The organism is Reichenbachiella sp. 5M10 (genome assembly GCF_002742335.1).
GTDB lineage: Bacteria > Bacteroidota > Bacteroidia > Cytophagales > Cyclobacteriaceae > Reichenbachiella.
This window is the reverse complement of the sequence record NZ_MDGR01000007.1, coordinates 2,811,470-2,836,842: the sequence shown is the minus strand read 5'-3', so window position 1 is coordinate 2,836,842 and position 25,373 is coordinate 2,811,470. Positions and strand designations below refer to the sequence as shown.

The following is a 25,373-nucleotide window of genomic DNA, read 5'->3' as shown; positions in this document are numbered from 1 at the left end:
TTTGAATCAGATATGGGGATTAGAACCTACACTTTAGACGCCTTTACCGATCGGCCTTTTGCAGGCAATCCTGCCGCAGTATGCATGCTCAAGGAGCCTCTGGCAGAAGATGCGATGCTGGCCATCGCTAGAGAGTTTAACCTCTCAGAGACAGCCTATGTGACACAACTAAGCGGTGGCGTATATGGTATTCGTTATTTCTCTCCAATCCAAGAAATTCCTCTTTGCGGTCATGCGACACTGTCAGCAGCCAAGGTGCTCTTTAGTACCAAGTCTCTCGATGCGGTGGATTTCGTCACAGGGGAGGGACTGACTTTGCACTGCTTCAAAGTAGGGAGTGAGATCATGATGCGGTTTCCGCTCTATGGTACCGTTGTCTCTGAGGTACCTGAGAGTATGCTGGTGGCGCTAGGGTTGGACTCGGTCCTAGCGGCGCGCTTTTGCCAAGAGACCAAGATGCTGTTGCTGGAGATGGGAGGAGCAGAGGCACTGCGTCTTTTGAAGCCTGATTTTGAAGCACTGCAAGCGAGCCATCAGGGGATCAATGGAGTCATCGTGACGGCTCGATCTACAGATGCCTATGATTTTCATTCGCGGTATTTTTGGCCTTGGGCTGGAGGAAACGAAGATCCTGTGACGGGTGCAGCCCATACGGTGCTGGCAAAATATTGGCAAGAGCAGCTTGGTCAGGATCAATTTCGAGCCTACCAAGCATCGGCGCGTGGCGGGTTTATGAAACTGAAAATCGTCGCAGAGGATCGATTGGAGATCACCAGCAATGCAGTGATTGTGCATACTGGAGAATTGCTCGTCTAGTTTCGCATACTTCTACATTTTTGTATATTGCTCGTACGAACCCAAATCTCCTAGTTATGAAAAAAGTACTTTTACTTCTTCTTGTTGTTTTGCTTCCCGTTTTGACAAATGCACAAAACGTGATGACTCCAGAGCGCCTCTGGGAACTCGGTCGGGTGAGCCCAGTGGGCTTGTCGATGGATAAATCAAAGGTTGTATTCGGTGTGACCACATACGATATCACTGCAGACGCGAAGGCTACGCAGTACTACGCGATACCACTCAAAGGTGGAGTCTCTCAGGTCATAGATGATCCGGTCGCTTTGGTGGGAAACAAAAACCGGTCGAATGATGGCAAGTATGATTTGAGCCATCGGGCTGTGAAGGTTCAAAATGTAAAAGGAGTGGATTACTACCCCAGTCTGGACAAGTCCAACGCATATGTTTACGATGACCTGATGTATAGGCACTGGGACACCTGGGCTGACGGGAGTTACAATCACCTGTTCATGAGGGATAGGGATACAGGGGAGGAGATTGACTTGATGGAGAACAAGTTGTTTCATTGTCCGACGATGCCTTTTGGCGGGGACGAAGATTACATTTGGGACCCGAGGAGTCATCAGGTACTGTATGTGACAAAATCAAAAGTAGGGACGGCTTATGCGACGAGTACCAACACGGATATATATGTCTATGACCTGAAGTCACAGACCACGACCAATAAGACCAAAGGGATGATGGGCTATGACAACAGCCCGGCGTTTTCTCCGAAAGGCGTCCTCGCATGGCTCAGTATGAAGCGGGACGGGTACGAGTCTGACAAAAACGACATCATCGTCGAGTATCGGGGTGTCCGCTACAACCTGACTGAGCACTGGGACGGGACTGTGAGCTCGTTTCTCTGGGGAGAAAAGGGGAAATACATCTATTTCGTTGCTCCTGTGGGGGGAACCATGCAGTTGTTTGCGGTGGATTTCCCTGGAGTGGCACGACGAATGCCCGTCGTGAGGCAACTCACCCAGGGGCAGTTTGATGTGGTCAATATCGTGGGGCAGTCGGGACAGACACTCGTAGTAGGTCGTAGAGACATGAACCATGCGACAGAACTGTATACGGTCAATTTGAAAACGGCTGCTTTTTTACAATTGACGCATGTCAATGATACAAAGTACAAAGAAATAGCACTGAGCAAGGTGGAAAAAAGGATGGTCACTACGACGGACAACAAGCAGATGGTCACTTGGGTGATTTATCCTCCGGATTTTGACCCAAGCAAGAAGTATCCGACGCTACTGTATTGTCAAGGAGGACCACAAGGGGCACTGAGTCAATTCTACTCCTACCGGTGGAATTTTCAACTGATGGCTGCCAAGGGCTACATCGTCGTGGCTCCCAATCGTCGGGGGATGCCTGGACATGGTGTAGCATGGAACGAGCAGATCAGTACGGACTATGGGGGGCAAAACATGCAGGATTACCTATCGGCCATCGATGATGTCGCCAAGGAGCCCTACGTAGACCAAGATCGATTGGGAGCTGTCGGAGCTAGTTATGGAGGGTATTCGGTGTTTTATCTCGCAGGGATTCATGAGGGGAGATTCAAGTCCTTCATCGCACATGATGGGATATTCAATTGGAGGAGTATGTATGGCACCACCGAGGAGATGTTTTTCGTCAATTGGGATTTGGGTGGAGCATATTGGGAGAAGGACAACGCAATAGCACAACGCTCATTCGGTGAGTTCAACCCCATCAATAGGGTGGAGAACTGGGATACGCCGATTATGATCGTGCAGGGAGGCAAAGACTACCGTGTGCCTATAGGGCAGGGGCTGGAGGCATTCCAAGCAGCACAGCTACGGGGTATCAAAAGCCGACTACTCTACTTGCCCAACGAGAACCACTGGGTGCTCTCTGCGCAAAATGCCATGGTCTGGCAGCAGGAGTTCTTTAGGTGGTTGTCAGAGACACTATAACCCCTCAGGCTCGAGCCAGAATGCATTTGAGTGTGCCTGAGAGAATCTGGTCAGCGTGAGGTCCGCCCGATGTGGTAGGTGATGCTGATCGCAATCAGCACTGCAAAGGGTACAGATATAAGGGTCGAATAGAGAATCAATTCGGGTTTGGTCAAGCCATAGGATAGTTCGCGGACGAAAAATTCCGTGGCTCCTGCTGCCCAAAGCCCGAGTGCTGCGCCGTTCATCCCGATGATGTGTTGCTTGAGCCAGTTGGGTTTGCGCTTTTTCGCGAAAGCGGGCCATAGTCCGTAGCAGAGGAAAAACAACGAGACGGGAATGAGCAGGTGGAACACGCTCGGGTGGCCGTCGTTGAAGTCGTAGATGGACAAAGCCGAAAGGTTGACCAGAAGTAGTGAGACCGAAAAGAGGTAGCCGATGGTTTTATGCAGGCGAGTGCCCTTGGGGGCGAGAAGCAAGAAAGCTCCGGTCAGTAGTCCGATGATCGAACTGTAAAAGTGTAGCGCACCTACTGATGAGTGAATCCAATTTGATAAATCCAGCATGAGTATAGAGTTTTGAGTAGCATGAATATACGCTCAATAGGTAGATATACCTAATTTTTAGATTAAGCGATTACTTTTTTGAAGACTGGAGGAAATGCATTCATTTTGCGATAATAAAACATTAAAAAGCGATGAAGTATATATTATTTGTTTTCGTATTGTTCGTAGGGATGGATGCTGTGACTGCACAAACTGAGGAATTGTGGGGTAGTGAGAATCTAAAAATAGAAGAGACGACTCAAGAGTCTGGAGATAAAGTCTATAACCTCTACTCAAAGGAAATGAAGTACAACGATATGTATTATTTGTTGACCGTCAGCAGCGGTACTATGCAAGAAGTGTACAGTGATGTGGTCTACTACGATGATCTTTGTAAGAAGATGAAGGGGACCAGAGAGCAGCACAAAGGAAACGATATAGCGACACGTGATGACCGATCGATCTTCGTCGTAGTAGATGGAGATGTTGGGTTCACGGCGATGTTTCGCCACGACTTGCTTCGCGTCAAGAAAAAATTAGAGAAGAGAGCCGAGGAATTAGGGGTGACTTTGGATGACAGTCTAGAAGCAGCAGTTTCGTTTGCCAATAGAGGGACTTCCAAATAAACTTAGGACGAGCGCAATGCTCGTTTTCTTTTTTTCTCGTTGTAGAACGATTTAGACGCCACATAAATGGTCTTTTCCACCTCGGAGAAGACCATTTCTTGTTTATTGGTGATGTAGATCATCTTGGTGATGTCGATTTCGCCTTTCTCCGCTACATCACGCTTGATCTGCTCGACTTCTTCAGGGGTGTATTCGAAGCGCGCATAGGCACGCTCGGTCGCTGGTCGTTTGAAGCGGATCAGCGCAGCTTTGTCCCATACCACATAGTCTTTGCCTAGGATGTACACCAGCTGAATCATATAGATCGGATCGGTGGCTGAGAACAAACTGCCCCCAAACATCGTCCCCACGTAATTGCGGTTTTTGTAATTGAGGGGGATTTCTACAGTGGTCAGCATCAAGTCATCTGAGACGTATTTGACTCGTCCTACCGACCTACGGTACATCGGCGCTAGGTTAAACAAGGCTTTGAATAACGTAGCAGTCTTGAAAAACCTGTTGAGGAATTGATAAATTTTGTCGTACATGTTTGTTTTGGGTGTTGTCTATGTCTGCCAAAGATATCCGATGCAACCCGAAATAGCGGTGGATCAAGGCAAGTCATTTGTCACAAGTGTGAAATCCATGCTGGGCTTTTCTATCCTGGAGATTTGTCAATATGCGTGGTGTCGCTGTAATTTCACGTTCGTTCCATCAAAACACATTACCTATGTATGTTTACCTGCTCGTCTATATCCTGTTGATTATTGGTTTCTCACTTTACCTGTCAAGGTCTTCTAGTGCGGAGGATTTTTTGATCGGCGGGCGCAACCGCGGTGGGCTCACGATTTTGTTTTCCAAATTTGCGGGAGCAGTAGGAGTCAGCACTCTCATCAGTTATACAGGCTATGCCTACCGCTTTGGGGTGGGGATGTCTGGGATGCTCGTCGGTGCAGTGATTGGCTATGCTCTCTTTGCGTTTTGGGCCGCTCCTCGGGTCAAGCGTCTGTCGCTAGAAGGGCAGTTCTACACACAAGGGGATTTGCCGGCACACCTCACTCAGGACAAGCGAAGCGCTCGGTTGACCAATGGTGTCACTACGGTAGTGCAGTTTTTTTGGATTGTCCTTTCACTCGCAGGAGGAGCCAAGATCATCGCGTATTTTGATTTGTTCTCCTACGAAACCGCTCTGCTCCTCACGACAGGAGTAGTGATGGTCTATGTGCTGGTTTCGGGGTTCAAGGCCGTCGTGATGACGGATGTCGTGCAGGCAGTGATTATCTTGGCGTTTTTGGGATTGCTGGTGTATGGGATGACTCGTGGAGAGTCAGTAGATGCACTGCTCCGTATACCAACGGGTGAGCATGTCACGCTCGGGAGTATCATCGGTTTGGTGCTTTATGGAGGGTTGTCGGTATTCGGTCTGGCAGACCGCTATCAGCTCTGCTATGCCGCTAGAGATGAGCAGTCGCTCAAGCGGGGCATGGGCTTGGCCATCGTGCCAGTTTTGATCATAGCCTTTTTGCTGTTGCTTTTGGGTTTGCAAGTATACCGTCTTGATACGAGTTTGGACCCAGATATGGTGTTTGTCTACGCGACACAAAACCTCATGGATACCTCTTGGTTGCCGGCTCTGTTGGTGTTGTTTTTTGCCGGACTCATGAGCACGGCAGACAGTGCGATCTTTGCGGTAGCCTCTCACGTGACAGGAGGGGTCTCTTCGGACAAAAGGGTGAACTCAGTGCGCTACGCTACGGTGATCACGGTGGTGTTGGCTTTTGGGATTGCATGGTTTTGGAGGAGCATTGTCGACATCACGATTGTCGGTGCTGCGCTACGTATGACCCTCGCTGTGGCTATGATCTATGTGATCGGTGGCCACCAAAACAAAGGCCGATTCATGGGGAGTGCCATGGGTGGAGTCCTAGGACTGCTCATAGGTCTCGCCATCTTCGGGGCTAAACCCACTATTGCCATCGTGGTATTGGTAGGCTCACTGTTGGGATTGCTGTACAGGAGCAAGAAAGTAGAGGTTAGGGAGGTGTAGTTGGAGTATAGTTCTGCGTGTCACGCAAATCCCCTGCTGATTTCTGATTTGATACCCTGATGAATTCTATGGTTATGGCTGTGTGTTGAGCCAATGAAGATCGCCAATTGGGACTAAACAAGTCTGAAGACTTGCACTGTATATATTATATACTTTCAAGTCTTGCTTTGTACTAAGACTTGAAAGAGCGGGTCTATTGACTATGCACCTTGTAGTGCTTTTGTTTTTTCCCTTTTGACGATAACAAAGCATAAAATAGCGGAAGTCAATGTCAAGAAGGTTCCTAGGATTAATTCAATCAAGCTTTTTGAAAATAGATTGCCTACAGTATTCAATGCGAAAAAGGCGGAGAAAATCCAAATGAGTATATCAATAACCTTATTTTTCACCCCTTTCGCTAGTTGTCTGTATTTGATATACAATACAGATAGCATGAAGACATTCAGTAGTATTGAGAATGTTTCAAAAGATTTCATTTCCTCAACTGAATGAAGTTTTCCTGCCCAAACTTTGTCATACGGAATTTGCCCTGTCAAAATCAAAACGTGCAGTATTAGAACTATTCCAAGTATGAAAAACATGATAATTGAAGCTACTTTCTTATTCATATTTGATGCTATCTATCTAGCTTTTGGAATTACCAAGTCATACTTAATCCTTGCAAGAAGTTCGATTAATCTTTCGGAATCTTCAATGTTACTAACGAAAATAGTGTAATAACCCTTTGAAACTAAAGCTCTCTTATTTATTTCTTTTAGAGTGATTTGATTAATCTGATCTAAATAGTCGTACACCCATTTATTGCCTGAATAATTTTCAATTGTGAGTTCTCTAGTCTGAATAATTTGATAGAATGCAGCTTGCACACCTTCAAAATTATCACCGTAGCATATTAGGTTAAAGTGAGATAAAATAAATTCAATAACGAAACGAATGTATGTAATCTCTGAGTTCTGAACACTCCACTCAGCAAGAAACGGTTTTGGCTCCTTCACATGAGCCCCATCTTTTCGAACTGAATAGCCACTACCTAAGCTTCCCTCAGAAAACTCCTTGTAGTTAGAGTCGAATAGAATTGGGTCAATAGCCGCTTGCCAGATCAGCGTTGAAATAGAATCGATTTCATCATCAGAAATCGACTTTGAAGCAATAATTGTTACTAATTCTTTAAGTGCACCTTTATTAAAATCAAGCTTCGAATAATCAGGGTTGAAGTTTTTATACTCAATGTTCGTATCGTAAACAATGTTGACTTCTTTTTGGCACAATGCTTTGAAAGACACAGAAATTACCAATACAAAGATTAAGTTTTTCATCATGTTGATTTATTTGGCTAACAGACATTGCATATAACGCCCAACTATCATCCGTATGCTGGGCTTATTTCAATAAAACTACACGACCACAGCAGCCTTTGCAAACAGCTAAGTAAGCTTATGGGTGATAGCGATTGTTATCAGCCTTATATTATGTTCTTTTCATGCAGTTCTTTCATTATCTTGTTCGCTAAAGTTTTAGCTACTGCCCTATAGTTTTCGTCAGAAATAAACCATTCAAAACTTGCTGAAATAGTACCCTGCCAAACCATTTTTTGACTTCTTATGTCAAATAAAGCAACTCCAAGTTCTCTTGAGCTTGTTGTGCCATACCCAACAATAACTTTAGTTGTAACCACAGTTAGTACGTGATCAGTTTCTGGTGATGATGGCCTCAATGATGAGAACAGAACATTCATATCAGTGTTCTCATCTCGGCAACAGTGATATTTCGAATCAACCGATACATAACTCGAAAGAGAATCTTTTAAGTTATCCGTTAGATAGCCATAAGCCGCCTTGGTCTTTTCATCACCAACAACGATTAGATAGAGTTCTTCAATATTGTTAGTTGGTTGGTAAGAAGAGCTACTTTTGAAGTGTGCTCTTGGTCCACAAGAAGTCATAAGTCCTAGAGCCAGACAGAATATAAGTAATGCTTTATTCATATATTGTTTTGGTTTCTTCAATCTTACTCGATTGAGTTGCTTTTTTCAGCACGTGCATGCTGATGAAAGGATCAATATTCGGTATATACTCAGAATACATATCTAATCTTCCCAATTGTCTGTCAGCTTGACTGAGGGGATTTAGTAATTCCATGTTTTCAATTTGTCATTCTCGACATATGATGTCTGGTTGAAAACTCTTATAGGAGCCTTGTTTGATATACTTCCCTGAGTTGTAGTTTTTCATTTTTGTCTATCATGAGTTACTTAAACAAACGTAAATCTTATATGATAAAATGACAAAAATCTTAATTAGTAGGATTGTTAATTAAGATTTTAATAGGCAAGATTCTTAATGAAGCCTAACGCCTGCGTATGGTGCGTGTGCGTGTCGTTTGATAATACAGCCAAAGTAGTGAAAATCTGCCGAACCTACTAGCGAATCGGTCAGAGCTGCGTTCCGCCGATCTTCCGATGCGGCGAACTGATCTCACTTAAGCAGAGAAGTAATTTCCGCCGGCAGATGCACGGGTACGTTCCGCCGAGGTTGGCTATATGCTCAGTTCGCACATGCATCTATACGCCATGTTGTGATCTGTTATTTATTGGAAACTATCGGGTAGAGAATTGTTCAGGCAGATGGCTGGAACCCAACCAGAGTTTGAAATTTCCTCGCCTCTGAAATTGTTATGAACCCATTTAACTTTAGCTACTGTTGGTGTTCCATAATATCTGTAGATAAGGACTTTATCACCAAACTTGACTCTGTTTGAGACAACATTGTCATAATTTCCATTCTCAATAAGAATAGCAGATTTTTGTGCATCTTCTGCTCTAAAATGCAATTTTGCTAACTGGATTTTCTTATTTTCAGTTGCGCAATAGCAATACTTTTCGGCAATTGGTTCATCAACAAAGTACTTGTCTAGATGTTCAGCTAGATATGATTGATATAGCCAGATTCCTCCAATTATTACAGGACTAGCAGCAACACCTAAAATCATTAGAATTCCCATGAAATCCCACTGTTGTTCAAGGAATGATTTTTTACTCTTCATTATTCGTTCCGAAATGGATCACAACATTTGTGTAAAGTGCACAGTGCACTTTATATCTGCTATGTCTTTTATACTGTTCTTTATTTTTCTACGTAGTGACAGCTCTCAATAGAGTGAATAGCTCACAGGATAGAGATGGCTGCACACTTCGAAGATAGTGATAGTCTAGTGACCAAACAACAATCCTAGGTTGATACCTACTTGCTCCAAAACCTGACGGAGGGGCTATTCGAATTCCGAGTAATGCCTCAGGCGAAGGGTTCAAAGCTTATAGCAAGCTTCCCTTGATCGTGTACTTATTTCTCGAACTTATGCTACAGGAAGCCGACTGCTGATCGGCTTGGTGAGGCCAAGCTAGTATTTCCTGTCGATATTCCCCAAGACTACAGGCAAACCTCTTGGTATATCACAAAACGCGATGAGACCTGACCTGTCCAAACTAAGCTTAGTTCGGCTCCCATGTTGCCTTACCTCAGGGTCGAGGTAAGCTTAGGTTCACCCTGCAGTAAGCTTAGGTTGGGGCTCTGGTAAGCTTACCTTCAGGCTCAGGTAAGCTTAGCTTTTGCTCAAAGTGCATAAAGCCTGCTCAAAAGCTTGTTTTGAAGGTTTTTGAGTGATGAAATAAATCCCCTGCTGATTTCTGATTTGATGCCCTGATGGTTATGGCTAGGTATTGAGCCAATGAAGATCGCCAATTAGGAGTAAGCAAGTCTGAAGACTTGTCCTGTATAGATGCTTTCAAGTCTCGCTTTGTGCTAAGGCTTAAAAGAGCGGGGTTCATTTCCGTTATCCAGTTCGTTGGAGTTAGCCGTACCTCTTGGTGTTAAAGTACTTCACCTTGTTCGCCTGTCCAGAGTTGATCGCCTGATATACCAAAAATGGAACCGTTAGGATTCCGACTGCTCCAGAAATCGCATAAACGGAAGCTATTTGAAAAATGTAAGGCCAGAGGTAAATTAACAATGCAGTTGTTCCACCGAGGAAAATGAGCACTGAGATGATTCCAACTATTCTGCTTTCCTCAGCTTTCAAGTTGTTCACATGATATTTCTTGGTTGATCCGCAAGATTCGCAATTCAATTTGATTCGTTCGCCTTGTCTCTTCGCCAGGACAAACCTATCTGATGCACTTGTTCGGAAGTTAATTTCGGATTTACAGTTGATGCAGTTCGTGTAGAGTCTCATGCGAGTTGCAGTCTATGCTGGGTAACGACCAACTAAAATGAGTATGCGCCCCAGTGGCTAGAAACATGGAGGTTTCCAGTTCGCAATGTCATATCAAAGTGCTCAGTTCGCATATTCATTTTAGTGTTTGTTGGGGGTATGTGTTTTATGCGTTTTCGCTTTCGTTTTCGGTTGATTCTAAAGCCTCATCAATACCAGCAAGTTCCTTATTAAGGATGCGTTTCTGCCGTTTTTCGAGAATTTCGGTTAGCTTACTCATGCCTGGAATTCCAGTAAGTTTGTCAACAGCTTTTGATAGTTTAGCACTCTTATCCAATGCATCCATCAATGGATGGTCAGATTTGTTATAATCTGAAATTAATTTACCCGGGTTCTCAGAACTTACTTCCATAATATTGAAAAGCAACTTTATTCTGAGTTCGCTTGACACATCATAGTCGTGATCTTCCAGTTCGTCAATTTGTCTAGACAATCCTTCAAAAGTTTTACTCAAAACCTCTTTGTGCGTATATTCCTCAATTAGTCTTTTGGATAAATTCAATTTTTTGTTCGCTGAATAAGCTAACCACATTACAGGTACGTACAAGGGGAGAATTGAAATTACCAGTCTAGGTAAATCTAATAATACCTCTGAAATTTCCTTCCCTTCTTTCAAAAGGTTGATACTGACCAAAAAAGGTATTAGCGAAACCAAAACTAGAAAAAAGATACCTACATAAAACTGAGTTCTTAGCTTCTTACTATCTGATTCCTCTTTTACCTTTTTTTCGGAATAAGCATGACTTAGTCCTGCCGTCAGTGCATTCGGTAGAAGGGACTCAATTTGTTCTTTTATTCTGGAGTATTCGCTATTCCATGTTTTGATTTTCTTTTCAAAAGAATCATCCTTTGAGGTAATAAAATTGTCGTAATTCGTTTTTGATTCATTTTCTATCTTTTCAACCTTCTTTCCGAGTTCTTGAAAATCACTTTCCAACTGCTCAAATGTGCTATCAAGCTTATCTTTTATACCCTCAACGTGTGTATCCTCTTCTCCCTCAGCCCCCTCTTCGTCATATCCATGAATTTCATAATATAATGAGTCTACTTCCTCTTTTCTGGAGATGGCCTGTTTGTGTAGAGTATTTATTTTATTGAATAAATCTGAGGCTTGAGTTGATATGGATGAAAGTTTTCCTATTTGAGCGACCAATTCCTCATGACCTGCATAGATTTCTTCAACAGCGTTTATTTGATTCTCTAGTTCGGACTTCCTTCGGGTTAGCTCGTCAAGATCCTTTTGAAGAGCTTCTGAGTTTCCTTTGGAGGTATGATAAAACCTGCTTATTGAGGTGTTGAGCTTCTTTAATGACTCCTTTTCTGTCCTTAGTTCTTCAAGAATGGATTGGCATTCGGATAGAAATTGTTCGGCATTCCCTTTCGCTTTTTCGGTTTTATTTCTGAACTCTGAAGTTTTACGTGAAGCCTGTTGTGCCTCTTTTTCATAGTCGGAAGTCTTTTTCTGGATTAGTTCGTCCAGTTCGATAATTTTTTTCCAGATTTTTTGACGTTCGGATTCTAGGTATTCAAGTTGGTCCATCTGCGGTGACAGTTATATATTAGATAAAGGTAGGAAATTTACGAGTTTAAGACATTACCCCTAACGTCTGCGTATGGCGATGTGCCCACACAGTTTCTAAAAGCACTAAAGTAGCCGATGCGCTCCATACCTCCAATTGATCAAGGGATAACTGCTGATCCGAATGCCTCTTCGCCAGACTTCTAGAGATTCCTGAGCGAAGCGGCGGTCAAGTTACTTGCAGAGTTTCGGTGAGATCGCATGGGCATTCGCTCATACGCTTTGTTGTAGGTCGTTGATTAGCTTTCTAATACATTCTGATATTCAGACCTACGCAACTTCAGATTCACCTTTGTTACTATCAAGCTGATACCAAGAAGGATTAAAAGTCTGACAATGACGTTAAATTTCATCATACTGTATTTGACAAAATCTAGGTCTAGTTGAAAGGTATTATTAGGATGGTTAGGGTCATAACTGATGAAATGGTTCAGGTTCTGAAAGGCAGTGGTTACTAATCCAACAATGCAAATTGCACATAAACCATGAAAAACATAGATGGCCCATTTTTTATAAGTTATCATTTTCGTGGCTACAAAAATTCCGGTAATGCAAAAGATAACTCCTGAAATGTTGTAAGCAAATACGATATTCATTGCTGAATTTATTTCCGTGACAATTGGATCGTCGCTTGAGATCAAGGCGCTTGTATATGGTTTTAGAAAATGCAGCATAACACCTTCAGCAACTGACACCAGTGTTATGGTAAGTCCGATGCTAAAAATTGTAATTGTTAGCAACCCGAGAGCTCTAATGTTTGATTTAATTACTGTAATTCTTTCGTCCATATGACCTACAACGCCTGCGTATGGTGCGTGTGCGTGTCGTTTGATAATACAGCCAAAGTAGTGAAAATCTGCCGAACCTACTAGCGAATCGGTGAGAGCTGCGTTCCGCCGATCTTCCGCTGCGGCGAACTGATCTTGCTATAAGCAGAGAAGTTTTTCCCGCGACAGATGCACGGGTTCGTTCCGCCGAGGCTGGCTAGATGCTCAGTTCGCACATGCACTATGACGCCATGTTACAGGCTTTTTTTAGCCATAAATCAAAGCCAAAATAAAAGGTATCGTTATGATGATTGAAATGATAAGAGGCTTCCAAATCTTCTTCTTGCGGTGTTTCAATTCTTTGCCGAGTTGATGATTCCAGAAAATCTCGGTTAAAATTACTGCGCCAACTAGGTTGAATACGGTCACCAAACTGGAATTAGTTCCAATTTTTTCGTTGGTAAAAATTATAATGGCTGTGTAAACCACTCCAAATGCTAAAACCAAAAATCTACTTGAACTTCTGCCCATTGTCTTCATGTTCGACATAAGCAGGGCAGCTCCAAAAATAGTTGAGAAAAGGGCTGAAAATAGAGTTATAGCTGTTTTGGTGTAGAGTTCAGGTGCATCAGGATCATCAGTAATGTATTTTTTACTTTTATTAAATACTGGTTCATATTGTTCTTCGAGGCTCTCTGATTTTGCTTTCGAAGGTTCCGAATCAAGTTTCATGGTTACTTCGGATTCAGCGTTACGCTTTTCGAGTTCCCACACAGCGGCTTGACGGGCTTCTTCGACATATGGGGAGTTTTCGGCAAGTACTGCATTAAGTTCAGCTTCGGTTTTGCCTGACATTGTTTTTGAGAAAAGGTTTTGGTTCATTCTAGTACTAATTGCCTGTAACATTTGTGTAAAGTGCACAGTGCACTTTATTCGCACTGCATCAATCCAAAGCTAACTGATTTGCGCTCCTTGTCAAATCCATTTTGCCTTCAAATCTCCATTCTCAAGCCAATACTTTTCAACAATAAAATCCATATTTGCAGCCGTATGGATAGAAACGCACCCATTGGGATATTTGATAGTGGTACGGGCGGACTGACAGTCGCGAGAGCGGTCAAGGATATGCTGCCGGACGAGGACATGATCTACTTCGGAGATTCGGCGCACTTGCCCTATGGCGACAAGTCAGCCACGACGATCCAGTCCTACTCCATCAAAATCACCAACGCCCTGCTGGAGCGTGGGTGCAAGGTCATTCTCATCGCCTGCAACTCAGCCTCTGCCGCTGCTTACGAACTGGTCAAGGAATATGTCGGCAGCAGAGCGAAAGTGTACAATGTAATCGATCCTGTGATAGACCTACTGGCCCAAAGATTCGTAGACAAGAAAGTCGGACTGATCGGGACCAAACAGACGGTCAACTCTCAGGTGTTTGATCAGAAGATCAAACAACGACAGATAGAGGTGTCGCTGGTGTCGCTGGCTACTCCGCTACTCGTGCCGATGATCGAGGAGGGATTCATCAACAACTCGATCAGTCATGAGATCATCGCCCAGTATTTGGGAGACGAACGTTTCGAAGGGATCGAGGCATTGATTCTAGGGTGTACGCACTATCCGATTATCAAAGATGCCCTAAAAGATTTCTACAAAAACGAGGTAGAGTTGATCGATTCGGCTAATATTGTGGCTCAGAATCTCAAACAACAGTTAATAACCCAAGACTTAACTAGAGAGAAAAACAAAGGCAATGACCAGTTTCTTGTATCTGATATTACCCCTGCTTTCGAAAAGGCCGCCAGTCTTTTCTTCAATCAAGATATTCATCTTGAGAAGTACCCGCTATGGGAGTAATTGCTGTTGTTGTTGATTGATTGATACCCCCTCGAAAACAAGCCAAATTCTTGCGCTGTTTTCCTTTGTTATTTTTTTAAATTACGATTTTTAAAATCAATCAATGATAGCGTTTCTCATCTATCTTCCTTTTCTACTCGTCTTTGTCATTTTCGCGGTATACGCGGAGAGGAAAGTGTCCGCGTTCATGCAGGACAGGATAGGGCCTATGGAGACGGGCAAGTTCGGGCTGTTGCAGTCCTTTGCCGATGTACTCAAGATGATGCAAAAGGAGGATATCATCGCACTGGCTGCCGACCGCAAGCTCTTCTTGATGGCACCCCTCGTGATATTTGTCTCGGTATTTACCGGATATGCCGTGCTGCCCTTGTCTGCGGATATACAGGGGTCTGCTGCAGAGACGGGGATCTACTTTCTCCTGGCGGTGATCTCGCTCGACGTGATCGGGATACTGATGGCTGGCTGGGGCTCGAATAGTAAGTTTTCGCTCTTTGGTGCGATGCGCTCCGTGGCGCAAATCGTATCCTATGAAATCCCGCTTGGGCTAGCCATCCTCTGCGTGATCATGCTGATGCAGACGCTGAGTCTACAAGAAATTTCGCTCCAGCAGGTAGGAGGCCTAGGCTTCATCCACTGGAACATCATCCAATATCCCTTTCTCATCGTGCCATTCGTGATATACTTCATCGCGTCGTTGGCTGAGTCCAACCGGACACCTTTTGATTTGCCCGAGGCAGAGTCAGAGTTGATCGGCGGCTTTCATACGGAATACTCCGGGTTTCGATGGGCGGTGATCATGCTGTCGGAGTACGGGATGATGCTACTCGTGTCGCTCATCGCGGTGATCCTGTTCTTTGGGAGTTGGAATACTCCACTGCCCAATCTAGGACCTGTGCGCTTGGCAGACTGGACTTCAGGGACGGTCGGACAACTGTCCGCCGATGTATGGGGGACGTTTTGGATCCTGTCCAAGGCGATGTTGATGATTTTTGTGCAAATGTGGGTGCGGTGGACTTATCCAAGGATTCGTGTCGATCAGATGATGTCACTGAGTTGGAAATACCTCACGCCGATAGGTTTGTTTATGGTTTTTGTGTCGGGATTTTGGAAACTTTGGATGTAAGCTGTGAAGACCTATTTTAAAAATATCATCAAAACAACTGGCGGGCTGCTCTATGGCTTGAAGATCACCTTTAGGCACTTCTTGAAGGCGCGCACTTCGCGCAAGCCGATAGGCGTGGCAGACAAGGACTACTTCGAGCACAAGGAGGGCATCTTTACTCTCAAGTACCCCCAAGAGGAGTTTCCCGTACCGGACAATGGCCGCTACCAGCTGCACAATGAGATCGACGACTGTATCGTCTGTGACAAGTGTGCCAAGGTCTGCCCGGTCAACTGTATCGATATCGAACCCGTACGAGCGACCGAGGAGATCGGCAAGACCTCCGACGGGACATCCAAAAAAATATATCCGGCGAAGTTTGACATAGACATGTCCAAATGTTGCTTCTGTGGTCTCTGTACGACGGTATGTCCTACCGAGTGTCTGACGATGACCAAGGAGTACGACTTCAGTGTGTTTGATTTGAAGGCGCACAATTTTGAGTTCTCGAACATGACGGCTGATGCGGTGGAAGAGAAGAAGAAGGAGTTGGAAATATTCAATGCGGAGAAAGAAAAGGCCAAGGCAGCCGCCGCAGCAGCGAAAGCCAGTACGGCGAAACCTGCAGCTGCCAAGCCGTCTTTCAAACCGCGAGTGAAGCCTGCCGCTACGGAGGGAGAAGCTACGCCAGAGAAGAAACCCGCTGCGAGACCCGCTTTCAAACCGAAGGTGAAGAAGGTAGATTCGGAGAGTCAAGAACCGAATGTAGATACCGAAAGCAAAGAGCCAAAGGTCAAAAGCCAAAAGCCAGTGTTCCGTCCGAAGATCAAAAAGTCAGGAGACGAAGGTCAGGAGTCGAGAGAGACCAAAGCGGATGAGGCAGAGGGGAAACAGAAAGCTGAAAAACCTGTTTTCAGACCAAAGATCAAGAAGAAGACAGACGCTGAGAGTCAAGAGCCGAATGTAGATACCGAAAGCAAAGAGCCAAAGGCCAAAAGCCAAAAGCCAGTGTTCCGTCCAAAGATTAAGAAGACAGACGCTGAGAGTCAAGAGCCGAATGTAGATACCGAAAGCAAAGAGCCAAAGGCCAAAAGCCAAAAGCCAGTGTTCCGTCCGAAGATCAAGAAGGCTGGAGGCGAGAGTCAGGAGGCGGCAGATTCAGAGACAAACTCAGAAAGCAAAGAGCCAAAGGCCAAAAGCCAAAAGCCAGTTTTTCGTCCAAAGATCAAGAAGGCTGGAGGCGAGAGTCAGGAGGCGGCAGATTCAGAGACAAACTCAGAAAGCGAAGAGCCAAAAGCGAAAAGCCCTAAGCCAGTCTTTCGACCTAAAATAAAGAAAAAGAAAACAGATGACGGGGAGTCGTCTACCCAGAGCGAAGAATAGTGGAAGAGATCAATTTCAACATATTGGCATTTTATGGCTTTGCGGGGCTAGCGGTGATATCGGCGCTGATGATTTTGATGTCCAAAAACATCATCCATTCGGTGTTTATGTTGGTGCTGGTATTCTTGTCAGTAGCGGCGATATATATCATCACCAATGCGGAGTTTGTCGGTGTGACGCAGATCATGGTTTACATCGGAGGGATATTGATCCTGATGATGTTTGGCGTGATGCTCACCAATCGCATCGATGGAGGCAAGATGCTTACCGAACATAGGCGCATCATACCTGCGGTACTTTTGGGCTTAGGTTTGGCGTTTGTATTCTACAGTACGCTACAAACGAAGTTTCCTTTGGCGGAGTTTGGTCCGCAATCCGAGCTGGACAAATCAGTGACCGAGACGATCGGGATCAATTTCATGACGCATCAGTTGGTGGCGCTAGAGCTGACCGCTGTTTTGCTACTGATGGCACTGATCGGAGCGGCCTTCCTTGCAGGATCTAAATTCGAAGACAAGAAATGATACCGATAGAACACTATATCGTCTTGAGTGCAGCGCTATTGATCATCGGTCTGATGATCATCATCATCAAGCGAAACGCCATCATGGTGTTGGTAGGGGTGGAGCTGATCCTCAATGCCGCCAATATCAATTTGGTCGCTTTCGCGAAAAACGACCCACTGCTCACTGGGCAGATGATGTCGCTCTTTGTGATCGTGATCGCGGTAGCAGAGTCTGCCGTAGCACTGGCGATCATCTATCAGGTGTACAGACACCAACAAGTATCCAACATAGACGAACTAGACGAATTGAATGGTTGATTTGAATTCCATATTGATGCTCGCTATTCTCCTGCTGCCCTTGGTCGGAGGTTTGTTGGCCTACATGGCGGGCAACCGAGGAGGAGGCGTGACGATCGCGACGGTCTTTGCTGGGGTACTCGGGATAGCCGTTTGGTCGTTTTTGACCATCCCTGCAGGAACCGACCTGCAGGCAGACTGGATTCGCTTGGGGCAATATAGTTTTGCCGTGGGGCTGTGGTACGATCAGCTGACAGGGATCATGGTGATGGTCGTGGCACTGATAGCACTACTGGTGGCGGTGTTCTCGATGGAGTACATGAAGCATGACGAGAGTCGTGCACGATATTTTGGCTTGCTGGGGCTGTTTGCTTTCTCGATGTACGGGATCGTCCTGTCTTCCAATTTGCTGTTGACCTTTGTGTTTTGGGAATTGGTAGGATTCTCTTCGTATCTATTGATTGGATTTTGGTTTGATCAGGTCAAGCCACCGCTTTCATCCTTCAAGGCCTTCGTGATGAACAAGGTAGGGGATGCAGGATTCCTCTTGGGTATATTTGTACTGTACGCCTATTTCAAGACGTTGAATATCGCGGAGCTATTGGTACTGGCGGAGGCTGGGCTGGATATCCCTGATGCGATGTTGTTCATGGCGGGCTTGGGGTTGTTTTTGGCAGCTGTGGGCAAGTCTGCACAGTTTCCGTTGCAGACCTGGTTGCCCGATGCGATGACAGGGCCTACACCCGTCTCTGCGTTGATCCATGCCGCGACGATGGTAGCAGCCGGGGTGTATTTATTGGTGCGTGTATTCCCATTGCTGTCGCCAGACGTACTGCAGTTGATCGGAGTGATTGGCGGGGTTACAGCCTTTACAGGTGCTTTTGCCGCATTCGCGCAAAACGATATCAAAAAGATTTTGGCCTACTCCACGGTATCCCAGTTGGGATACATGGTGATGGCGATAGGTGCTGGGTTTCCAGTAGCGGCATTTTTCCACCTTGTGACCCATGCTTTCTTCAAGGCGGGCTTGTTCCTCTGTGCAGGGAGTATCATCCACTATTTTCACGAGACCAATCACGATCATGCTTTTGATGCTCAGGACATCCGCAACATGGGTGGTTTGCGCACGGTGCTCCCAGTGACTTTCGTGGCATTCACGATTTGTACGCTTTCCTTGGCGGGCATACCGCTGTTCTCGGGTTTCTTGTCCAAGGAGCTAGTCCTTGGAGGTGTTTTATCTTCGGGGCTGCCGATGATCGTTTCGATATTTGCATTGGTGTCCGTGTTTATGACAGCTGCTTATATGGCTCGACTGTATTTCAAAGTGTTCTTTGGGGAGAAGGTAGAGAGTACTTTCATGGAACATATCAGAGTGAAGTTGCCACTGATCGTATTGACTGCTTTGTCGTTTTGGATTGCTTTTACACTCAACCCCTTTGGATCGCATACGGGGGTGACGGATGCTTTAGCGCAAATCATTGCCAATCCCGAACCAGGACATTATGCTTGGCTGCCGATGCTGTCTGTCGTACTGGCGGTCTCTGGAATTTTGGTGGCTTACCTCTATGTAGAGAAAGGAATGTTGGTCAAACCGGTCAGCGCATCTAAGAAGATATGGGGCGGGTTGTCTGCCAATAATTTTTACCTCGATCACTTTCATCGAAAGATCGTGGCTGGAGGTGCCATGAAGGGCGCCTCGTTCTTGTTTTTCTTTGACAAGAAGATATTGGATCGTTTGATTGATCTATTGGCGAAAGCCGAAGTAGTCTTTGCACATTTTGTGGGATTGATTGACAAGCACGTCGTGGATGGGCTGGTCAAGTTGCTGGCTTGGACGGCACGTTTTGCGGGTGGTCGCACCCGAAAACTACAGAGTGGTAATGTGCAGATGTATTTTGTGTGGGCTTTGTTTGGCCTATTGATCATTGTTTATTTTTTGACTTAATTATCTAGGTATATGCTCCTTGATCACCTATTGTCATGGTTAATATTCGTTCCTTTGATCGCTGGAGGAATCATGCTTTTCGTCCCCAGTGACAAAGAGCAGGCATTCAAAGTCATCGCTTTGGTGGCTATGCTTGTCGAGTTCGTGCTGACGATGGTACTGATGTGCTCGTTTGATCGTTCGCTTGCGGGCTATGGCGCATCGAGCCTGCAGTTTGCCCAAAAGCTTGAATGGATCAATTTGAATATCGGATCGTTTGGGAGTATCCTTATACAATATTATGTAGCAGTAGATGGCGTGAGTATCCTGATGGTGCTGTTGACAGCCATCGTGATGCTGGTCGGTGTGATCTCCTCTTGGAACATCAAGAAGAGTGTCAAGGGTTATTTTGTGCTGTACATGGTTTTGACGACCAGTGTGTTTGGCTGTTTTGTGTCCATAGACATGTTCTTGTTCTATCTCTTTTTCGAGTTTATGCTACTGCCGATGTATTTCTTGATAGGCATCTGGGGTGGCAAGCGTAGAGAATATGCATCGATGAAATTCTTCATTTACACCTTGGTGGGATCGTTGTTCATCCTCATGGTGATGATCGGGCTCAACCTGTCAGTGGTCGAGGCACCAGGTAGTTCGGTACATACCTTTGATATCATGAAGATGATGGACCCGTCCAATTATCTTGGCGAGGCTATGTTGGGGTTCAGTACACAGTGGATGGGAGTCAGTGTCAGAGTATGGGCTTTCTTGTTTCTGATGATTGGCTTTGCCATCAAATTGCCAGCTGTACCTGTACATACGTGGTTGCCTGATGCACACGTGGAAGCGCCGACACCTATATCAGTAGTACTCGCAGGAGTCTTGTTGAAGATCGGGGGCTATGGTTTTTACCGCATTGCTTATTCGATCTTCCCAGAGTCAGCGGTGGCGTATGGGTGGTACATTGCACTTGCAGGAGTGATTGCCATCATCTATGCTGCATTGGTGGCGATGGCACAGTCTGATCTTAAGAAATTGATCGCATACTCTTCTGTTTCGCATATGGGCTTTGTGCTGTTGGGCTTGGCTTCTTTGACGATCGAAGGAGAGTCTGGAGCGATGTTTCAGATGTTTAGTCACGGGGTGATCTCCGCGTTGCTCTTCATTTTGGTAGGTGTACTTTACGATCGTACCGGCAACCGTGAGATAGCCAACTTCAGTGGATTGGCGACCAAGATGCCGTATTATTCTGCTGCCGTATTGGTTGGGTTCTTTGCTGCGCTGGGCTTGCCTGGATTCTCTGGATTCATTGCGGAGTTTTTGGTGTTGATTGGTGCGTTCGACGGAGCGGTCAATGGTAGCATACTCAGTACATGGATGCCGATAGTGGGACTGGTAGGATTGGTGCTGGGTGCTGCGTACTTTTTGTGGACGCTACAGCGGATGTTCTTTGGCAAGTTTTGGGTCAAAGACGAGTCGTGGCAATTGCCCGATCTTAACCGCAGAGAGTGGCTGATGATTTTGCCACTTGTGGTGTTGGCGGTGCTCTTCGGTATTTTTCCCAACATCCTACTCGATTATTCTAACGAAACGATCATTGGCTTTGTGGATTATATCCAATCGCAGAGTGAAGCCAATACCATACTAATCCAAGCAGGGAATTGAAGCAGTCAGAATTCATAGCGTACATCACCACACTGATTGGGGAGTTTGGGTATTTGTTGCCAGAGATGACCCTGATAGCAGGGAGCTTGTTTCTAGTGGTACTTGACCTGCTGTACAAAGGGACAGCTGCTGCGACGGTAAGGACGCTCGCGACGTTGGTTGTTTTAGCAGCCACTTCGTTGGCGATTGATGCGGCACCTATCGAAGGGGCGTACCTCAATGGTGTCTTGGCGCAGACGGCCGTTACACCTACTTTAAAATATTTCTTTGTCCTGATGACAGCTGCCGTTTTGCTGTACCCCAACAGTCGAGTACAGCGTAGGACGGGTGAATATCAGTACTTGATCCTGATGGTGTTGTTGGGGACATTCTTTTTGATTCAAGCGCAGAATTTACTCTTGTTTTATGTGGCGTTGGAGCTCGTGTCGATTACTTCTTATGTATTGATTGCCTTCTCTTTTCAGAGAAAAGGGTTCGAAGCAGGAATCAAGTACCTGCTATTTGGCGCCATGTCCTCTGGTTTGATGCTCTATGGTCTGTCGTTGATATATGGCCTGTCTGGGAGTTTGGATCTCGCGGTGATCCCGCAAATGGTGGCTCAGAGCAGTGACCCTACCTGGCTCAATCTCGCGCTGATGCTGTTCTTCGTCGGGATCTTTTTCAAGCTGGCCTTGGTGCCGTTTCATATTTGGTCTCCAGATGCCTACGAGGCTGGGCCTACGGCTGCCATTGCTTTGATCTCTGTCTTGCCCAAAGTCGCCATCTTGGTGTTTTTCTATCAGTTTACTCAGCTGTTGGATACAACTGATGTCGAGCTATTCAATTGGCAATATGCACTTAGCATCTTGGCGATAGGGTCGATGTTCGTGGGCAATCTCTCTGCACTGCGGCAAAACAATGCCAAGCGTATGATGGCTTATTCTTCGATTGCGCATGCGGGGACATTGCTGATCGGTGTGATCGTTGGGACAGCGTTTGGGTACGAAGCGATGCTGTTTTATGCAGTCGTCTATGGCGTCATGAATGTAGGGGTGTTCTATTTCATCGATTGGATGGAAAAAAATGAATTGGAAAATATCTCAGATCTTGCGGGTCTGGGGCGGCAGCTCCCAGCTGCCGGTGTGTGTATGACCGTCCTGCTGGTGTCGCTTGTAGGATTGCCACCTACAGGTGGTTTTTCGGCCAAGCTGTTGGTCTTTTCTTCGCTGTGGGATGTGTACCTGCAGTCAGCGGATAGCTACCTGCTGTGGTTCTTTGCACTAGGAATTCTCAATTCCGCTATCTCTTTGTTCTATTACCTCAAAATACCATACTACCTATTTCTCAAAACAACGAACTCTACGCAGCGCTATCGTGTTGGTGCAGTGAGTGTAGTCTTTTTGGCATGTACTGCTTTGTTGGTTTTGGCAACCTTCTTTATGGCAGACCTTTTGTTAGAAATGCTATTCTAGCGTAAGCTATTTGGAGGAAGTTTAATCTATACACTCCCTCTATTTAGGTGTTCAATAAGTTGAATTATCACATGGAATCCATGTAACTTTGTATTTTGAAACTGAGCAATGAGTGACCCTATCAAGCATGAATGTGGTATAGCCCACATTCGACTAAGAAAACCTCTCCAATTTTACATTGACAAATATGGTACGCCTCTTTATGGAGCCAACAAGCTGTTGTTGCTCATGAAGAAGATGCAGAACCGTGGACAAGATGGAGCGGGTATCGCCAATATCAAATTGGGACTAGAGCCTGGATACCGATACATCAGCCGCTACCGGTCGATCGATCCCAATCCCCTCAATAAGATTTTTGAGAAGGTAGGAAAGAAATTTGGCAAAGCCCGCAAAGAAGGAACGGATGAGCAGTTTCACTCTGAGGAGTGGCTCAAGAAGAATTATGGATTTACCGGTGAAGTATGGTTGGGGCACTTGCGCTATGGTACTCATGGTAAGAATGGCCTAGAGAGTTGCCACCCATTTTTGCGTCAAAACAACTGGCGCAGTAGGAATTTGGTCGTAGCGGGTAACTTCAACATGACCAATGTGGACGAACTGTTCGATATCTTGGTTCAGTTGGGACAAAACCCTAAAGAAAAGACTGATACCGTCACCGTGATGGAAAAGGTGGGACATTTTCTAGACGAAGAAAATCAGTTGTTGTTTGACGAGTACAAGGATCAGTACAACAACTTAGAAATTACCCAAAAAATAGAAGAGGAGTTAAAAGTCATCAATATCCTCAAGAAGTCCTTCAAGGATTTTGATGGAGGATACGCAATGTGTGGTATGATGGGCCATGGTACCTCTTTCGTAGCGAGAGATCCTGCGGGTATCCGTCCGGCCTACTACTATGCAGATGACGAAGTGATCATGGTCGCTTCTGAGAAGCCGGCCATCAAGACAGCTATCAACTGTAGTTATGATCAGATCAAAGAGATCGAGCCAGGACATGCATTGATCATAGATAAGGATGGGAATTGGACAGAAGAGCAGTTTGTAGAGAATATTCTACCTAAGAAGTCTTGTACTTTTGAACGAATCTATTTTTCGCGTAGTTCGGATCCAGATATCTACCGTGAGCGTAAGAAACTCGGGGAGTTGCTCGTCCCAAAGGTGCTCAAAGCAGTCAATTTTGATCTGAAGAATACGATATTTTCATATATCCCTAATTCAGCAGAGACTTCTTATCTCGGTCTGATGAACGGGATAGACGAATATTTGATCCAAAAGCGTAAGGAGATCATCATAGATGGCAAGCCCAGTACGGATGATTTGGATGAGCTGTTGTCGTTTCGTCCGAGAGTCGAGAAACTGGTGATCAAGGACGCGAAGCTGCGTACGTTTATCACAGGTGATGCGGAGCGTGATGAGTTGGTCGCCAACGTATACGATACGACCTATGAGGTAGTGAACAAAGGCAAGGACAACTTGGTAATCATCGATGATTCGATTGTACGCGGGACGACTTTGGAAAAAAGTATTTTGACCTTGCTGGACAAGTTGGAGCCTAAGAAAGTAGTGATTGTGTCCTCTGCTCCGCAGATCAGATACCCTGATTGCTACGGGATAGATATGAGCAAGATGAAGGACTTCATTGCTTTTAGAGCGGTACTTGCCTTGCTAGAGGATCATGGCAAGTCGAACCTCTTGGATGAGGTGATGGCGAAATGTGTAGAGAAAGGTAGTGAAAAGGATGCTCCCAACTATGTCAAGGAATTGTATGACCCCTTCACTCAGGAGGAGATATCGGCCAAGATCACGGAGATTGTAAGACCAAAGGGCATGAAAGCGGAGCTGGAGATTCTATTCCAAACTGTAGATAACCTGCACGTAGCTTGCCCGAATCACGAAGGAGATTGGTATTTTACCGGAGATTTCCCAACCCCTGGAGGAAATAGAGTGGTCAACAAGGCCTTTGTGAACTTTATGAAAGGAGCAACAGGAAGAGCGTATTAGCCAAACAAAGGTATGGTTGGCGCTCTCTAATGGGCGTTACAAACGTTAAGACACTAATAAGGTAGACACAAAAAAAGCTCTGAGGTTATCCTCAGAGCTTTTTTTGTGTTATATAAAGTCGTTTATTGAGCGGTGTAATCCATATTGAATACCCATCCGCCATCTACAACATGAGTTCTAGCTGCAGCAGAAGTGTAATCGAAGCTCATTTTGAGTGTAGTTTCAGTCACAGTGATGTCTATGTCCGTCGTATTGTCTCTGACAATGACCGTGCCTGTCTCGTCTTTGAAAGCCCAAGTACCACTTGCAGGCCATACATCAGTGTTTTTAGAATTGGTAGTTGTGTATGATCCACCGTCTAGGTCTCCAGAGAATTTGATCTCAAAGACAGCACCTTCTTCTGTCCACATCAAGTCTGTTTGTCCGTCTTCAGCGTTTACGCTGGTTGCAATTGCCGTAGCATGAGTGAGTTCAGTAGCGATTTCTTCGAGGTTGTTTCCTCCGTCACCATCGTCACCGTCACTGTCGTCATCTCCTCCACAGCTTGCTAGTGTGAGTAGCGATAGGAAAAGTACTGCAGGCAAATAGTTTAAAAACTTTTTCATAATACTAAATTGTTGTTGTTGTTG

The 25,373-nt window shown here is 45.3% G+C and carries 23 protein-coding genes; 13 read left to right on the top strand and 10 right to left on the bottom strand.

The window, feature by feature from the left end; translation table 11 throughout:
* Positions 1 to 12: 12 nt before the first annotated feature.
* Entirely contained in the window at positions 13 to 816 is an 804-nt protein-coding gene (locus BFP72_RS11295) for a PhzF family phenazine biosynthesis protein (RefSeq protein WP_099599238.1), read from the top strand.
* Between the two features lie 56 nt (positions 817 to 872).
* Positions 873 to 2,774 (top strand): S9 family peptidase, encoded by a 1,902-nt coding sequence (locus tag BFP72_RS11290; protein ID WP_099599237.1) that lies wholly within the window; start codon positions 873 to 875, stop codon positions 2,772 to 2,774.
* Positions 2,775 to 2,824: 50 nt separating this feature from the next.
* Here the strand turns inward: BFP72_RS11290 and BFP72_RS11285 are convergent, their stop codons facing one another.
* Positions 2,825 to 3,319 (bottom strand): DUF2306 domain-containing protein, encoded by a 495-nt coding sequence (locus tag BFP72_RS11285; RefSeq protein ID WP_099599236.1) that lies wholly within the window; start codon positions 3,317 to 3,319, stop codon positions 2,825 to 2,827.
* 131 nt (positions 3,320 to 3,450) lie between these two features.
* On the opposite strand from BFP72_RS11285, the gene BFP72_RS11280 reads away from it, so the two are divergent.
* Positions 3,451 to 3,924, top strand: coding sequence for a hypothetical protein (locus BFP72_RS11280; RefSeq protein WP_099599235.1), 474 nt, complete (start codon positions 3,451 to 3,453; stop codon positions 3,922 to 3,924).
* Positions 3,925 to 3,926: 2 nt separating this feature from the next.
* Here BFP72_RS11280 and BFP72_RS11275 read toward each other — a convergent pair whose 3' ends face one another.
* Complete coding sequence (locus BFP72_RS11275; RefSeq protein ID WP_099599234.1) at positions 3,927 to 4,451, bottom strand: DUF4442 domain-containing protein; 525 nt, start codon at positions 4,449 to 4,451, stop codon at positions 3,927 to 3,929.
* 182 nt (positions 4,452 to 4,633) lie between these two features.
* Between BFP72_RS11275 and BFP72_RS11270 the strand changes: the two genes are divergently transcribed.
* Positions 4,634 to 5,950 carry a sodium:solute symporter gene (locus BFP72_RS11270; RefSeq protein WP_099599233.1) on the top strand — a complete coding sequence of 439 codons (1,317 nt, stop codon included), beginning with the start codon at positions 4,634 to 4,636 and terminating at the stop codon, positions 5,948 to 5,950.
* 200 nt (positions 5,951 to 6,150) lie between these two features.
* Here the strand turns inward: BFP72_RS11270 and BFP72_RS11265 are convergent, their stop codons facing one another.
* From BFP72_RS11265 to BFP72_RS11225, 7 genes are all read right to left on the bottom strand, one after another.
* Positions 6,151 to 6,558 (bottom strand): hypothetical protein, encoded by a 408-nt coding sequence (locus BFP72_RS11265; RefSeq protein WP_099599232.1) that lies wholly within the window; start codon positions 6,556 to 6,558, stop codon positions 6,151 to 6,153.
* A 12-nt stretch (positions 6,559 to 6,570) separates the two neighbouring features.
* Positions 6,571 to 7,269 (bottom strand): hypothetical protein, encoded by a 699-nt coding sequence (locus BFP72_RS11260; protein ID WP_099599231.1) that lies wholly within the window; start codon positions 7,267 to 7,269, stop codon positions 6,571 to 6,573.
* Positions 7,270 to 7,412: 143 nt separating this feature from the next.
* On the bottom strand, positions 7,413 to 7,934 hold the full coding sequence (locus BFP72_RS11255) for a hypothetical protein (protein ID WP_099599230.1): 522 nt from the start codon (positions 7,932 to 7,934) through the stop codon (positions 7,413 to 7,415).
* Positions 7,927 to 8,088, bottom strand: coding sequence for a Fic/DOC family N-terminal domain-containing protein (locus tag BFP72_RS19390; RefSeq protein WP_255397196.1), 162 nt, complete (start codon positions 8,086 to 8,088; stop codon positions 7,927 to 7,929). The genes BFP72_RS11255 and BFP72_RS19390 overlap by 8 nt, the downstream gene beginning before the upstream one ends.
* Positions 8,089 to 8,536: 448 nt before the next feature.
* Positions 8,537 to 8,992 carry a hypothetical protein gene (locus BFP72_RS11245; RefSeq protein ID WP_099599229.1) on the bottom strand — a complete coding sequence of 152 codons (456 nt, stop codon included), beginning with the start codon at positions 8,990 to 8,992 and terminating at the stop codon, positions 8,537 to 8,539.
* A gap of 1,330 nt (positions 8,993 to 10,322) precedes the next feature.
* Positions 10,323 to 11,756 (bottom strand): hypothetical protein, encoded by a 1,434-nt coding sequence (locus BFP72_RS11235; RefSeq protein ID WP_099599227.1) that lies wholly within the window; start codon positions 11,754 to 11,756, stop codon positions 10,323 to 10,325.
* Between the two features lie 1,073 nt (positions 11,757 to 12,829).
* A complete protein-coding gene (locus BFP72_RS11225) occupies positions 12,830 to 13,444 on the bottom strand; it encodes a hypothetical protein (RefSeq protein WP_143520026.1) in 615 nt (204 codons plus the stop codon).
* A gap of 168 nt (positions 13,445 to 13,612) precedes the next feature.
* Between BFP72_RS11225 and murI the strand changes: the two genes are divergently transcribed.
* The 9 genes from murI to BFP72_RS11180 all read left to right on the top strand — a co-directional run bounded on the left by murI (position 13,613) and on the right by BFP72_RS11180 (position 24,744).
* Entirely contained in the window at positions 13,613 to 14,419 is an 807-nt protein-coding gene (murI, locus tag BFP72_RS11220) for a glutamate racemase (RefSeq protein ID WP_073122387.1), read from the top strand.
* A gap of 103 nt (positions 14,420 to 14,522) precedes the next feature.
* Positions 14,523 to 15,542, top strand: coding sequence for an NADH-quinone oxidoreductase subunit NuoH (nuoH, locus tag BFP72_RS11215; protein ID WP_099599225.1), 1,020 nt, complete (start codon positions 14,523 to 14,525; stop codon positions 15,540 to 15,542).
* A 3-nt stretch (positions 15,543 to 15,545) separates the two neighbouring features.
* Positions 15,546 to 16,904, top strand: a complete 1,359-nt coding sequence (locus BFP72_RS19340; RefSeq protein ID WP_221406509.1) for a 4Fe-4S dicluster domain-containing protein — start codon at positions 15,546 to 15,548, stop codon at positions 16,902 to 16,904.
* Positions 16,904 to 17,428, top strand: coding sequence for an NADH-quinone oxidoreductase subunit J (locus tag BFP72_RS11205; protein ID WP_099599224.1), 525 nt, complete (start codon positions 16,904 to 16,906; stop codon positions 17,426 to 17,428). Before BFP72_RS19340 ends, BFP72_RS11205 begins: the two co-directional genes overlap by 1 nt.
* Positions 17,425 to 17,727, top strand: a complete 303-nt coding sequence (nuoK, locus tag BFP72_RS11200; RefSeq protein WP_073122383.1) for an NADH-quinone oxidoreductase subunit NuoK — start codon at positions 17,425 to 17,427, stop codon at positions 17,725 to 17,727. The genes BFP72_RS11205 and nuoK overlap by 4 nt, the downstream gene beginning before the upstream one ends.
* Positions 17,720 to 19,651, top strand: a complete 1,932-nt coding sequence (locus tag BFP72_RS11195; protein ID WP_099599223.1) for an NADH-quinone oxidoreductase subunit L — start codon at positions 17,720 to 17,722, stop codon at positions 19,649 to 19,651. The genes nuoK and BFP72_RS11195 overlap by 8 nt, the downstream gene beginning before the upstream one ends.
* A 12-nt stretch (positions 19,652 to 19,663) precedes the next feature.
* Positions 19,664 to 21,292 (top strand): NuoM family protein, encoded by a 1,629-nt coding sequence (locus BFP72_RS11190; protein ID WP_099599222.1) that lies wholly within the window; start codon positions 19,664 to 19,666, stop codon positions 21,290 to 21,292.
* The gene (locus BFP72_RS11185) at positions 21,289 to 22,743 is read left to right on the top strand and encodes an NADH-quinone oxidoreductase subunit N (RefSeq protein ID WP_099599221.1); all 1,455 of its coding nucleotides are present in this window, start codon (positions 21,289 to 21,291) and stop codon (positions 22,741 to 22,743) included. Before BFP72_RS11190 ends, BFP72_RS11185 begins: the two co-directional genes overlap by 4 nt.
* 108 nt (positions 22,744 to 22,851) lie before the next feature.
* Complete coding sequence (locus BFP72_RS11180; protein ID WP_099599220.1) at positions 22,852 to 24,744, top strand: amidophosphoribosyltransferase; 1,893 nt, start codon at positions 22,852 to 22,854, stop codon at positions 24,742 to 24,744.
* 122 nt (positions 24,745 to 24,866) lie between these two features.
* Here the strand turns inward: BFP72_RS11180 and BFP72_RS11175 are convergent, their stop codons facing one another.
* Positions 24,867 to 25,349 carry a hypothetical protein gene (locus BFP72_RS11175; RefSeq protein ID WP_099599219.1) on the bottom strand — a complete coding sequence of 161 codons (483 nt, stop codon included), beginning with the start codon at positions 25,347 to 25,349 and terminating at the stop codon, positions 24,867 to 24,869.
* Positions 25,350 to 25,373 lie beyond the last annotated feature (24 nt).

Bases quoted from the DNA above. Each gene is read 5' to 3' on its own strand.
- BFP72_RS11295 (WP_099599238.1), top strand. From the start codon at position 13: ATGGGGATTAGAACCTACACTTTAGACGCCTTTACCGATCGGCCTTTT.
- BFP72_RS11290 (WP_099599237.1), top strand. From the start codon at position 873: ATGAAAAAAGTACTTTTACTTCTTCTTGTTGTTTTGCTTCCCGTTTTG.
- BFP72_RS11285 (WP_099599236.1), bottom strand. From the start codon at position 3,319: ATGCTGGATTTATCAAATTGGATTCACTCATCAGTAGGTGCGCTACAC.
- BFP72_RS11280 (WP_099599235.1), top strand. From the start codon at position 3,451: ATGAAGTATATATTATTTGTTTTCGTATTGTTCGTAGGGATGGATGCT.
- BFP72_RS11275 (WP_099599234.1), bottom strand. From the start codon at position 4,451: ATGTACGACAAAATTTATCAATTCCTCAACAGGTTTTTCAAGACTGCT.
- BFP72_RS11270 (WP_099599233.1), top strand. From the start codon at position 4,634: ATGTATGTTTACCTGCTCGTCTATATCCTGTTGATTATTGGTTTCTCA.
- BFP72_RS11265 (WP_099599232.1), bottom strand. From the start codon at position 6,558: ATGAATAAGAAAGTAGCTTCAATTATCATGTTTTTCATACTTGGAATA.
- BFP72_RS11260 (WP_099599231.1), bottom strand. From the start codon at position 7,269: ATGATGAAAAACTTAATCTTTGTATTGGTAATTTCTGTGTCTTTCAAA.
- BFP72_RS11255 (WP_099599230.1), bottom strand. From the start codon at position 7,934: ATGAATAAAGCATTACTTATATTCTGTCTGGCTCTAGGACTTATGACT.
- BFP72_RS19390 (WP_255397196.1), bottom strand. From the start codon at position 8,088: ATGGAATTACTAAATCCCCTCAGTCAAGCTGACAGACAATTGGGAAGA.
- BFP72_RS11245 (WP_099599229.1), bottom strand. From the start codon at position 8,992: ATGAAGAGTAAAAAATCATTCCTTGAACAACAGTGGGATTTCATGGGA.
- BFP72_RS11235 (WP_099599227.1), bottom strand. From the start codon at position 11,756: ATGGACCAACTTGAATACCTAGAATCCGAACGTCAAAAAATCTGGAAA.
- BFP72_RS11225 (WP_143520026.1), bottom strand. From the start codon at position 13,444: ATGAACCAAAACCTTTTCTCAAAAACAATGTCAGGCAAAACCGAAGCT.
- murI (WP_073122387.1), top strand. From the start codon at position 13,613: ATGGATAGAAACGCACCCATTGGGATATTTGATAGTGGTACGGGCGGA.
- nuoH (WP_099599225.1), top strand. From the start codon at position 14,523: ATGATAGCGTTTCTCATCTATCTTCCTTTTCTACTCGTCTTTGTCATT.
- nuoK (WP_073122383.1), top strand. From the start codon at position 17,425: ATGATACCGATAGAACACTATATCGTCTTGAGTGCAGCGCTATTGATC.
- BFP72_RS11195 (WP_099599223.1), top strand. From the start codon at position 17,720: ATGGTTGATTTGAATTCCATATTGATGCTCGCTATTCTCCTGCTGCCC.
- BFP72_RS11190 (WP_099599222.1), top strand. From the start codon at position 19,664: ATGCTCCTTGATCACCTATTGTCATGGTTAATATTCGTTCCTTTGATC.
- BFP72_RS11180 (WP_099599220.1), top strand. From the start codon at position 22,852: ATGAGTGACCCTATCAAGCATGAATGTGGTATAGCCCACATTCGACTA.
- BFP72_RS11175 (WP_099599219.1), bottom strand. From the start codon at position 25,349: ATGAAAAAGTTTTTAAACTATTTGCCTGCAGTACTTTTCCTATCGCTA.